The organism is Pontibacter sp. SGAir0037, assembly GCF_005491705.1.
Taxonomy (GTDB): domain Bacteria; phylum Bacteroidota; class Bacteroidia; order Cytophagales; family Hymenobacteraceae; genus Pontibacter.
This window is the reverse complement of record NZ_CP028092.1, coordinates 4,077,483-4,089,430: the sequence shown is the minus strand read 5'-3', so window position 1 is coordinate 4,089,430 and position 11,948 is coordinate 4,077,483. Positions and strand designations below refer to the sequence as shown.

Below are 11,948 nucleotides of genomic sequence, written 5' to 3'. Positions count from 1 at the left end.
TAGCGAAAATTTACTTATCATCTCCCGGAAAGACGTAGCTTATAATGAATTCAAGATTTGATGCTGTTGTAGTTGGCTCAGGACCTAACGGACTAGCAGCAGCCATTGCCTTGCAACAAAAGGGCTTAGCTGTTAAGGTAATAGAGGCAAAGCCTACACCGGGCGGAGGAATGCGCTCTATGCCGCTTACACTACCGGGTTTTGTGCATGATGTGTGCTCGGCAGTACATCCTATGGGCATCTACTCTCCTTTCTTCAACTCGCTACCACTGCAGGAGCATGGGCTTGAGTGGGTTAATCCTGAACTGGCCTTAGCGCATCCTTTTCTAAATGGAGAAGCAGCCGTAATGAGCCAATCGTTTAGTAGAACAGCAGCTTCGTTGGGAGTAGATGGAGATACTTATATCAGGTTTATGAAGCCATTGGCAGAAACCTGGGAAAATATTGGTCCAGATCTCTTGGGCCCTCTTAACCCATTTCCGAAGCACCCCATTGATTTGGCTAAGTTCGGCTTAAATGCTTTGCAATCAGCTACAGGCTTAGCAAACCGATTATTTAAAGAGCAATATGCCAAAGGCTTATTGGCCGGATTGGCGGCTCACTCTGTCAGACCCTTAGAGCATGGCATTACCTCTGCTATTGGCCTGGTGCTGGCGGTGGTGGGGCACAAATATGGCTGGCCTTTCCCGAAGGGAGGAACACAGAAGCTGGCAGATGCCTTGGTTTCCTACTTCAGATCTATAGGCGGTGAAGTAGAAACAGACCATCCGGTTACTGCTATGCAGGAACTGGAGTTTGCCAAAATTAAACTTTTCGATATCACGCCCCGGCAACTGCTGCAGATCCAGGGACTGAAATTTCCAACGCTCTACAAAAAACAGCTGGAAAATTACCGTTATGGGCCGGGCATCTTTAAAATAGACTATGCCCTCAGCGAGCCTATACCGTTTAAAGCAGCTGATTGCAACAAGGCAGGCACCGTGCATATCGGAGGGACTATAGAAGAAATAGCTATCTCGGAGCGGGAGGCATGGGAGGGGAAACACTCAGAGAAGCCGTACATCCTACTGTCGCAGCACAGTTTGTTTGATGCCACCAGGGCCCCGGAAGGGAAGCATACAGGCTGGGCGTATTGCCATGTGCCGAAAGGCTCTACGCTGGATATGACTGCTGCCATCGAAAACCAGATCGAATCTTTTGCGCCAGGTTTTAAAGATGTTATCCTGGAAAGGCATACCATGCACACAGCTGAAGTAAATGCCTATAACGCCAACTATATAGCAGGTGATATTACAGGCGGCGTAACCGATCTCCGGCAGCTTTTCACCAGACCAGCCATCAGAATATCTCCTTATTCCACGCCGCTTTCAGATGTTTATATCTGCTCCTCTTCTACTCCGCCCGGTGCAGGTGTGCATGGTATGTGTGGTTTTTATGCCGCCAGAAGGGTGCTGAAAGATCATTATGGCATTAGCTTGAAATTGTAAGTGTATACTTCTCTCCTAAGCTTTTTTAGCTGAAGTAAAAGGCTTAAGAGAAAGGGCTGAAATGGAGCAGACGCTCACAGGAACTGCGCGCATTATGAGGTGTTTTGAGCAAGTAAGCCTCAGCATAAGATTAAGCGAACTGCTACAGCTTCTCCTCTAACCATAAAAAACCACTGCTCATTACAAACAAACAGAAAAACCAGATAAGCGGAATGGTTTCTTTAGTATAGGCTAAAGGTGTAGCAGCAGAAACAACATGCTGCTGGGCTATAAAAGCAGCTACAGCTTCCTGTTTTGCCTGTAAATCCGCAAATTTCCAGGAGGTGGTGTCCTGTACATAGAAATAATAAGGCTCGGCTTCGGGAGCTTCGGCTTTATGCCATCCTGACTGCCGCGGCCAGAAAGTGGTTGTAAACCGCTCCGGCTGCATGGCGTCCTGGGCAAAAGAAGGATTTGCTTTGGAAGAATCAGCCAGGCTAAGGATAGTTGCTGCTGGTACGCCGGAAGCGCCTGCAAGCGCATAGTTTGTATAAGCCAGCGTAAGTGGCTGGTTTGGCTTCGGGATACGGGAAGGCAGAAGCTGCCAAAAGGATTCTTTTACTTCTTTTCTGGCGACAGCAGATAATACATGTGCCCAATAGCTGTTATAGGTGCTCTGTTTGCTCTCTAGCTGCCACTGAAATGTCTGTGGTATTGCCGTAACAGCGACTGTTCCCCAACCGGCTTTTCTGCCTGCCGCCAAAAGCAATCCGTTTTGGTCTTCTACAATGGCTGAAACAGCATCATCTTTCACAAAGGCAAAAGGCAAGGCTGTAAGTGTTGCCTGTAGGGTAGCCCACGAAGCCCGTGTTGTTCGGGTATCCTGTTGCCCTACGCGCCTGGCCCCGAAAGAAGTGAAAAAGGAAGTGGCGGAGCTGCGGTTAATTTGTTCACCTGCGATGGTTAGCACACCCAAGCCAGACTCGGAAACAGCTTTTTGCAGTGCGGTTCTTTCTGCCTGTGTTAGCTTTTGCAGTAGTTCCGGCTCCGTAATAACAATGTCAAACTTCTGTAGCAAAGCGGGAGTTAGCTTTTCCAGGCTGGTTTGAGGCATGTTGAGCCACTCGCTCTGGCTGATGTCTTTGCTGACAGAAGTGCGAATGGCTACCTGGTGCTGCTGCTGTGCTAGGTAATCTTTCAGAAACCTGAACTCAAAGAGCGGTGCAGCAGCCAACAGTAATACCCGCAATGCTGTTGGTTCTTCCACCAGCACAGGTATCTGCCCAATTGTATCAGGGTGCTCCTCTTCTTTAGATAGAATATTGTAAACAAAAAGGCCTTTTTGCTTTGGGATAAAGCGCAGTTTAAAGGTGGTAGAGCTGTCTCCTGCCATTGCTGTTGAGTCTTGCAGTGTTCCTGCAGCTTGTAAATATAAGGTAGCTTTTGTGCTTGTGCCTTTAAACCTGCCTGCCACGACAAGAGCCTCTCCTGCTTTTACGCTTTCAGGCCAATGCAAAGCGTATATGCCAGCTGGTGCTGTGTTTAGATGAGGGACAAGCTGTAGCCCCTTTAATGCCTCCAGTTGCTGTGTTTCCAGGCCCTGCCCCAACAGGTGAATGGTTTGCAGACCAGGCTGCTGTTGCCGTAAAGTATACAGATCAGGAACAGGTGTTGCACCACGGGAAGCCTTTGCTTTATAGCTGAAAAGCAAGGGCGAAGCGTTAGTATGTTCTACTAAAGTATTTAGTGTGTCCTGGTTATAGTTCTCTGTAAGCAGAATAGCTGTGGCAGGATCTATAGCTTTTTGGTAAGTAGGCGGGAACAACAAACAAACCAATGACGCGCCCGCTACTATGCTGGCTGCAACCCGCCAGATAAGATGCCGCCTGTTCGGCCGTCGCCAGGCCAGCCAAATGAGTAGCAGTATAACTATAGCTGCAACAAACCAGGTGAGGTATGGAGGGAGGTGAGGGAGCACGTTTTAAATAGACTTTAGCTGGTTGAGGTAATGTTGTGATAAACTGCTGCGGCTGGTGCTTTGCTTTTGAGGCGTTGCTTTGGCAGGAGGTAGCAATTCGTACCATGCCTGCTCTATGCTGGCCAGGCAGTGGCGGCACAAAGCTTTATTTTGGCGCACATCCTGGATAAGTGTACGCAGGTCCTGCATGGCCCGGAGGTAACGGCCCGGTTTGTGCAGGGCCTCCTGGGCAAGCTCCTGCCCTGCCCGCTCCAGTAAACTGGCATCTGTGGTAGTATAGCTTCTGGACTGCTTTTGTTTCTCCAGCCATTGCAGAGCAGCTCTGGTATAAGGCAACGTTACTTTTGCCTCAACAGAACGCTTTCCCGATGGAGCCGTAATTTTAGTTAGCTCGCCGGTCAACCGTTTTTCCTGTTCCTTTAGGGGTGGTGCTTCAAAACCTGTTTTAGCCGCATAGGCGCGGGTGCTTTGCTGCACCTCTTTCAGCATACGCAGTGCTTTATATTCAAAAGGTAAGGCCTCTTTCGGTTTGTGTGTCCGGAGCCGCAGCTCTGCCTCCCACATCTGTGCCAGGGCTCCTTTTAATTTTACTTTTACGGCAGGCTCAAAAAAAGTGGCAGCCTCTTCCTGGTCATGCTTGTGCATGTAAGGGTCTAGCAGTGCTTCTGCGCTATTTTGATTTTTAAATTCCGGATGATCATGCCCATCGCCTGCATGGTGTCCGGCTTCTCCTTCGGGTATACCACCTCCCGGACCAATGCCCGATTCAAACTCTTCTCCTAAAAACTTGCCGTAGCGTAACCGGAGCAGCTTCTGATCCACGCCGATAGCATCCGATTTATTTTCAAAAGCAGTGCGGGCCATGCCTTTCTGTTCCTTTACCAGTTTTTCAGTATCAATGATAATCTGGCGCTGACTTCGGAAATATTCTGGCACAGGATTAACACCCATAGCAAAATCATCCATGCTCTCTACAATGGTAGTGTCTTCTATTTTAACAAAAAACGACTCGGAGCGGGTATAGCCTTTGTGGTTGTCCCAGGCTTGCAGGTAGAAGTATAGCTCATCTCCATACGTCATGCCGAGTTGCTGCAGGTCTAGTGTCTGGTTTACTTGGTAAGCACGGTTATTGCCGCTTAAGCTAAGCTTGATCTTTTCTTCCCGGAATTTTACAGCTTCGCCTGTACCTTTCGCAACCGTTGCCACCATATTGGCTTCGCGTATGCCATAATCATCCGAAAGCTGTGCCTGCAATGTTACCTGCTGTGCCTCCCCGAAAAGCACCTCCGTATACTGCTCCGGTTTAGTTATCTGGATGGCAGGCGCTTCATCGGGTATCACTTCCAGTGTATAATAAGCCGATTTCTGCCCGTTCAGGTTGAAGTGATAAAGTGCAGGCTGTGTAAAAGTTTGGGAGAACAGATGCAAAGTTTGCTCATTGGCTGCTCTAAGTGTTGTCGTTTCGTTCAGGATCAGTTCCAGCGTGGCCGTAGGTCGGTTCGTCTTCACCTGCCAGGATACCCTTGCCCCCTGCTCTACCCGCAGGTTGGGCGCATCCGCTTTATATGGTTTTTTGCCGGTATAAGCTGGCGGAGAAATCAGGATTTTCACTTCTTCTATGGCTAAAGCTGCATCCGGGCTGGCTATGCTATCGGGTACATCAGGAAAAGCAATTTGTATGGGTGCCGTCGGTTCTGCAAACGTAAGCGGCGAAGCAGGCAGATAAATAATACCGACCGAAAGTACCAGTGCTATACCGAGGCTCAGGTAGCTAAGTGTAGGTTTTATCTGGTATACTTTCTCCTGTTGCGTAACCAGTTCTGCTACCCGGGCACCTATTTTCTGTTGTTGTAAGCGCGCCAGAAAATGAAGATTCTGGGCGGGTTGTAGCAGAAGTGCACTGCTGTCTTCCAGTTGAGGGTAGGTTCGGTCGAGGTGGCGGGCTACCTGCTGCAGGTTTACCTGGCGCAGCCTGTGCCATCGCCACGCAACATACCCTACAGCCACAAACAAGACACCTGCTCCCGCAGCAGTAGCTACAGGAAGTGCTCTCCCCCACTTTAGCAGGATAGCTATACCTACCAAGGCCAGGGCCAGCGACTGCAAACTATACAATAGCAGTTTTGCCTGAACATACTTCCTGCGGATGCTGATTAGGGCGGTATAGTTTTCCTGGTGCTGCATATGCATTTAGGCTTTACTTGCTTTTCTGTTGGCTACTATTCTTTCGGCTATAAATAAAATAAAGGCGGCTAGTACCAGCCAATGTGCAAGCGGGTACTGCTGTGTTGCAGGTTCCTGTGTGGTTGCCACGGCTTGTTTCGGTAGCCGAAACTGTAACGCTGCTAGCAGGCGCATGTCGTATTTAGTGTAGGCCTTGTTAGGTAGCAGGATGGGCAACAGCAGCTCTGGCAGCAACGGGTGCTGGCCTAACCCGCTCCAGGCAGGACTGAAGCCGCTCTGGAAATAGTAGACTTTGCCACGGCCCATGGGCAGCTCTGCCAGTAGCGGCTCTCCGCTATCCGTTTGCCAGTGCGAGAATGCACTTCTTGGATAGCTGGTGTTAAGTTGTTCGATTAGAATAGAAGTGCCTGCTGCGGCTGTAAAAGTGGCTGCTGTGGATGTGCCGGAGTCCTTGCTGCTCTGTAACCACAACTGCATACCTTTTTGCTCTACCTGTTGCAGTAGCTCTGTGGGAACCGCCTCTTTCCTTAACCAAAAGGCCATTGTTGCGGTTGTATCAGGTGTTGCTACTTGCTGCAATTCCATGGGAATGGCTGTATAATGGCTAATTGCCTGCACAGCAGCTTGCAGGTATTTCATTTCGGTCTGCTGGTTCTCTTCAGCATAAACTGTATAGCGCAGTGGCCTGGCAAGCACGGGCACACGCTCCGACTGCGGGTTATCTAATTTAACCCACAGGCTATCTCCTTTTTGCTCCAGCTGTAGCTGGTACTTTTTACGCAAGGCAACAGACTGTCCTGTGGCAGGTAGCACAGTTGTATAGGAGCTAAAGAACGTGTGCTGGTGATTGCTATGGCCTAATACAACGCGTAAGCTGTCTGGGCCTTTTCTGGCAGCTGTTTGTATCCAGGTTGTAGAGGCTTCTAGCGTAACAGGTATCCAGTTGATGTTTTCGGGGATAGCAGCTGGTCGGGCTCCGATAAAATGCCGCTGCTGGTCGGAGGTAAATAGCCAGACGCTGTCTTGTGGCTGCAGATTTTGCTGCGCTAAGGCTGGTAATAAACCCCAATGATTGCCCGCAGCTACAAGCGAATCTTTTGGATTGCTGATGAAGACCTGCCACTGTGCCTGTGGTAGCGGTGCAAAACCAGGAGCATATTCGTGTAAACTATAACCTCTCAGGAGCAGTGCATCTATGGCAGGTGCTATCTTGCTAAGGGAGGTACTGTAGAGTAACTCCGGGCTTACATACACAGCTTTCCTGCTTGCAGCCGAGGCGGGTGCTTTTGCCAGAAATGGAGCAGCCAGCGCCATTGCTAATAACAAAACGATGGTGCACCGCAGGAGGAGGAGCCATAGGTCATTCAGCTTTATACTGCTCCACTGTTTGCTAGCCGAGGCCTCCAGCCAGCGCAGGCTTCCTACTTTTACTGTTTTCCCCTGCCGCTTATTCCACAGGTGTATCGCTATCGGAATCAAGATTGCCGATGTTGCCAGTAACCAATATGGAGAAGAAAAGAACAATCTCAGAGGCTAATTATGAATTCTGAATTAAAAATTATGAATGCTGATTTTATCTAGCGTCTAACATCTGTAGTCTAACATCTAAAGCCTGCCTAAAAGCCGTGAGTCTTGTATTGAGATGCTTTTGGCGTGACACTAATAAGCTTACAATATAAGCAATTCCTCCAAAAACTGCACACTTGTTACACCTGCCGTAATCTGTTTTTCAGAAAAGCACGAAGGGCTTTATCCAGGGGTTCGTCGGTGGCAAAAAGATCGTACCTGATCTGGCGGTTGCGCATGCTGTGCTCAGTTTGCTGCAGCCATTCCTGTAGCCTGGCAAGGTAGATAGCTCGTTGTTCGGTCGTGCCTACTTGCAGTGTTTGCCCTGTTTCCAGGTCTTCAAATGTAAGTGTGCCACTAAAAGTAAAATCGAGCTCATTTCGGCTCATGAGGTGAAAAAGCAAAAGCTCGTGGCGTTGTGCCCCTAACTTAGCCAGCAGATCTTGCATCTCATGCTCATGCTCATACAGGTCTGTAAGGAAAACGGTTAGCTCCTTTTGTCTGCGCCCCTGAAGCAGGTTCGCGCCTACACTGCCAGCAGGGAATTTGCCATTAGGTTTTATGTCGCTGAGCTGGTGCCAGAAGCGCTGCAGGTGCATGTTATCGCTTCTGGGGGTTAGATGTACGAGTTGATCTTCCTGCAATACATACAGGCCCACTGCATCGCCTTGTGTGGTGGCTAAGTAAGCCAGCGAAGCTATCAGGTAGCGCGCATAGTCCAGTTTGGTGAGGCCATTCAGATCTTCATGCGCCATAGAGGCGCTTCCATCCAGGATAAAGCGCACGGTAATGTTTGTGTCTACTTCTGCTTCGCGAATATAATAGCGGTCGGAGCGGGCAAACATTTTCCAGTCGAGCTGGCGCAGGTCATCGCCTGGCTCATAGCTGCGGTACTGGCTGAACTCTAACCCGATGCCGCGTCGCAGGCTTTGATTCTGCCCACTTAAAAAGCCCTCTACCACTGTTTTGGCCAACAGCGGCAAATCTTTTATAGTAGCAAGAACTTTGGGGTCAATAAATCTTTCTTTAGACAAGGGTGTAGCGTAGTTTCCAATCTTTAACCAGTACATCAATATAGGCCTCATCCAGCACCACATCTACGCCGCCAATCAGCGCCTGCCTGGCCTGTAGCAGGAATTTGCCTCGCTGAGAATAAAATACCATAGCACAATCGTGCAGGATGGACTTCTCGCTTTCCTCGCAATAGCCCTGGTAAATTTCAACCATCAAAATAGGATCGGAGAATATCTTGATGCTGGATAATCTGCCGAACTGCAGCGAACCTTCCTGCCATAAGGGGGCACTACTCTCGTTTATTTTAAATTCGTAGTAGGTGGAAGTGGAGTTGTTAGAAAGCTTATAATCTGCACTTATGTTGATGTACGTCCTGAACTTTTCAGATGAGTGATTCACAGCTGAAAAAGCTACAGCAAACTCATCTGCCCAAAAGGCGTATCTGCCGTTGCTCCCTTCTACCTGCAGCTTATTTGCATAAAAAAAATAGACCCGCTCTCCCAGAATATTTCTCAGGATTGTGATCTGATCATCTGAAAGCTTAATTAATTCTGCCTCTTTTCTCAACCTAACAAGTATTTAAGTTTGTTCTTTATACGAGTACTGCTTTGGGCAACTGGATAACCTGTAATAGTTTTTCTACTACATTGTCGGGAGTAATGTGTTCAGCTTCTGCTGCGAAACTTACTAATACGCGATGTCGCAGCACAGGATACGCCATTGTGTGAATATCTGCTGCAGTAACCGCAAACCGACCATGCAACAGCGCCCTGGCTTTTGCTGTAAGTATAAGTGCCTGCCCTGCTCTTGGGCCTGCTCCCCATCTTACATACTGCTTTACGTAATCTACAGAAGAAGTATCGGGCCTGGTAGCCCGAACGATCTGACTTACAAATTGTAGCAGTTCCTGGCTGATACTTACTTCACGTACCAATTGCCTTAAAGTTACTACTTCTTCTCCTGTAATAACAGCACGTATGGCTGCTGTTTTTGTCCCGGTGGTGTTGCTTAGAATGTTTAGCTCTTCCTGCTCTGTCGGGTATTTAATCCGGATGTACAGCAAAAAGCGATCGAGCTGCGCCTCTGGCAGTGGGTACGTGCCCGCCTGCTCTATCGGGTTCTGGGTAGCCAGCAGGAAGAATGGCTTTGGCAGGGTATACGTTTTACCAGCATATGTTACCTCATGCTCCTGCATTGCCTCGAGTAGGGCGGCCTGTGTTTTAGGCGGTGTACGGTTTATCTCATCGGCCAGCACAATGTTTGAGAAAATTGGACCTTCGTTAAACTTGAAAAACCGTTTTCCTGTGGCATGATCTTCTTCCAGTACTTCAGTGCCTAAAATATCGGTTGGCATCAGGTCTGGTGTAAACTGAATGCGCCTGAAGTTTAAGTCCATGGCACTGGATAAGGTGCGCACCAGTAACGTTTTAGCCAAGCCAGGTACGCCTTCCAACAAACCATGACCGCCAGCCAGCAGCGTAATGAGTACCTCATCGAGCACTTCCTCCTGCCCGACAATTATCTTCTGTATCTCCTGCTTAAGCTGTGGCAACTTGCCGAGCAAATGTTGTATGTCTTGTTCTGTCAAGGTTAAGTTTTGTTTAAGCTTCTTTATGTAAAACCAATAAGCTGCGTATGGCTAAGCTCCTAACTCAATAGCGCGTACATGATGATATTTACGCCAAACTTGGTATTATCTTCTGCCAGCCAGCGTTTGTTCCTGAAATCGTAATCCCATTCGCAGCCATAGTCTTTGTTGCTGTAAAGCACCGCTATTCTGCCGTTTACTTCTATGGCTTTCAGGTAGTCGTGCACCAAGTCATCGCCCCAGCCATTCAGTTCGAAAGAAGTAGTGGGCGGACCATCTTCAAACGTGAAAAAGGAGCGGTAAAGCTTATGGGTGTTCGGTACCTTCTTCAGAGCACTCTGGCCGAAAATCTGCCGCATCTGCTCTTCGAAGGAACGGGCAAAAAGGCCATCGATGTCGTGGTTGCAATCATCTACAAACACAAAGCCTCCGTTGCGCACATAGGCCTCAAAGTTCTGGCGCTCTTTCTGGTTAAACTGCACCAGCCTGTGGCCGCTCATGTAGCAGAAAGGATAGTTAAAGATGTCGGCACTGTCCAGCGGAATCACCTTTTCCTGCTCGTCTACCTTTACCGTGGTATACTCAATAAGCGAGTGCAGCAGGTTGCTGGGCATACGCGGATCGGTATCCCAGTTGCCGGAGCGGTACTGCAAACGTACAAAAGTAAAAGGTTGCACTTAAGGAGTTCTGAGTTATGAGTCTCGAATTATCTAGTAAATTGAATGCCGTATACAAACGCTGCATACGGCATTCAGGTACAAATTATAGAGGTTATACTGCGTCGGACAAGCTGGTAAAGGTGAAGTCACGCACTTTCATGGGCGGAATGAGATTGCCGTTGATGCGTTGCGGTTTGCCAAGTGCCTCCAGGTTGTTGAGCATGATAATCGGGCTTTCGTTAAAGCGGAAGTTCTTTACCGGGTACATGATTCTGCCGTTTTCAATGTAGAACGTACCGTCGCGGGTAAGGCCTGTGTAGAGCAATGTTTGCGGATCTACCGAACGGATATACCAAAGCCTGGTAACTAATATACCGCGCTTGGTGCTCTTAATCATGTCTTCCAGAGACTGGCCACCGCCTTCCATAATCATGCCGCCCGGAGAAGGCATTGACTTAGCTCCTGTTTTTTCGGCCCAGAAGCGGGAGTTCGACAGGTTTTTAACCACACCCTTTTCTATCCAGGTAGTTTTGGCTCTGGGGCGGCCATCGCCTGCAAAGGGGGCAGAGGGAATTTCCGGGTTAGCAGGATCAGAATAAACCGTAATACGTTCATCCACCAGTTTTTCGCCTAACTTCGTTTTGCCGCCAGGTTTGCTCAAAAAGCTCCTGCCTTCTTCGGCATTGCGCTGATCCAAGCCTCTGAACATGCCTTGCAGCAGGTCGATAGAAGCTGCGGGCTCTAATATAACGGTATACTTGCCTGGCTCGAGCGCTTTTGCATTGCGGGAGTTAACTGCTTTGTCGGCCGCTATCTGCGAGGCTTTGGCTGTATCGAGCTTGCTGACATCGCTAAAATCCTGTGTTACATAACCTGATCCTGTACCGTCTTCGGTACGCATGGTTACCGAGAAATCCACATACGTAGAAGGGTGGTACATGAACAGCCCTTTAGAGTTAAGGGTAGAGGTAAAGCTGGTGTAATGTTCTAAAAAGCCCGCTGCAGTTAGCCCTTTGGCTGTAGCCGCACTGATGCTTTTAGCACAAGCCTCTGCCCTGTAAGCCGGATCTATTTTGTTGGTCGACTCGAAAAGAGCGTTTGTTGTAATATAGTTCTGTGGCCCAAGCATCGGAACGTATTCCGGGCTCTCCGGTGCTATACGGGCTATTTCTTCTGCCCTGCGCACCACTTTTTCCAGCGACTGATCGTCGAATTCGTTGATCGTGGCTACACCCGAACGTTTGCCAAACCGCGATTCTACTGCCAGCGAAATGTTTTCCTCTGCTCCACTGGTAGATACTTCGTTTCTGGCGTAGCGGATGTTGCCGCCTGTATTGCCTGATAAGGATATTTCGCACTCATCAGCCTTCGAAAACTTCAGGGCTTTTTCCAGTATAGCCCGAGCCTCTTCTTTACTTAATATTGCCATCTTTTGATTTCTTGTTTTAATCGTTGCCTGTACTACTGTTGTCAGTTCTGAGTCACGAGTGCTG

At 48.8% G+C, this 11,948-nt stretch carries 9 protein-coding genes; 1 reads left to right on the top strand and 8 read right to left on the bottom strand.

Going from position 1 to position 11,948, the window contains the following annotated elements; genetic code table 11:
• The first annotated feature begins 44 nt into the window (after positions 1-44).
• Positions 45-1,487 (top strand): NAD(P)/FAD-dependent oxidoreductase, encoded by a 1,443-nt coding sequence (locus tag C1N53_RS16835; RefSeq protein WP_137760419.1) that lies wholly within the window; start codon positions 45-47, stop codon positions 1,485-1,487.
• A 142-nt stretch (positions 1,488-1,629) separates the two neighbouring features.
• Here the strand turns inward: C1N53_RS16835 and C1N53_RS16830 are convergent, their stop codons facing one another.
• The 8 genes from C1N53_RS16830 to C1N53_RS16795 form a co-directional block, all read right to left on the bottom strand.
• On the bottom strand, positions 1,630-3,444 hold the full coding sequence (locus C1N53_RS16830) for a hypothetical protein (protein ID WP_137760418.1): 1,815 nt from the start codon (positions 3,442-3,444) through the stop codon (positions 1,630-1,632).
• A gap of 3 nt (positions 3,445-3,447) precedes the next feature.
• A complete protein-coding gene (locus C1N53_RS16825) occupies positions 3,448-5,628 on the bottom strand; it encodes a DUF4175 domain-containing protein (RefSeq protein ID WP_137760417.1) in 2,181 nt (726 codons plus the stop codon).
• A gap of 6 nt (positions 5,629-5,634) precedes the next feature.
• Positions 5,635-7,152: a BatA domain-containing protein gene (locus C1N53_RS16820; RefSeq protein ID WP_168194050.1), complete on the bottom strand. Its 1,518-nt coding sequence runs from the start codon at positions 7,150-7,152 to the stop codon at positions 5,635-5,637.
• A gap of 182 nt (positions 7,153-7,334) precedes the next feature.
• Positions 7,335-8,228, bottom strand: coding sequence for a DUF58 domain-containing protein (locus C1N53_RS16815; RefSeq protein WP_206077583.1), 894 nt, complete (start codon positions 8,226-8,228; stop codon positions 7,335-7,337).
• Entirely contained in the window at positions 8,221-8,775 is a 555-nt protein-coding gene (locus C1N53_RS16810; RefSeq protein ID WP_137760414.1) for a hypothetical protein, read from the bottom strand. Before C1N53_RS16810 ends, C1N53_RS16815 begins: the two co-directional genes overlap by 8 nt.
• Positions 8,776-8,800: 25 nt before the next feature.
• Positions 8,801-9,796, bottom strand: coding sequence for a MoxR family ATPase (locus C1N53_RS16805; protein WP_137760413.1), 996 nt, complete (start codon positions 9,794-9,796; stop codon positions 8,801-8,803).
• Positions 9,797-9,855: 59 nt separating this feature from the next.
• Entirely contained in the window at positions 9,856-10,473 is a 618-nt protein-coding gene (locus tag C1N53_RS16800; protein WP_137760412.1) for a DUF4159 domain-containing protein, read from the bottom strand.
• A 94-nt stretch (positions 10,474-10,567) separates the two neighbouring features.
• On the bottom strand, positions 10,568-11,884 hold the full coding sequence (locus tag C1N53_RS16795) for a TldD/PmbA family protein (protein ID WP_137760411.1): 1,317 nt from the start codon (positions 11,882-11,884) through the stop codon (positions 10,568-10,570).
• Between the last annotated feature and the right edge of the window lie 64 nt (positions 11,885-11,948).

Coding starts and splice junctions, on each gene's coding strand:
- C1N53_RS16795 (WP_137760411.1), bottom strand. CDS start 11,884: ATGGCAATATTAAGTAAAGAAGAGGCTCGGGCTATACTGGAAAAAGCC.
- C1N53_RS16825 (WP_137760417.1), bottom strand. CDS start 5,628: ATGCAGCACCAGGAAAACTATACCGCCCTAATCAGCATCCGCAGGAAG.
- C1N53_RS16835 (WP_137760419.1), top strand. CDS start 45: ATGAATTCAAGATTTGATGCTGTTGTAGTTGGCTCAGGACCTAACGGA.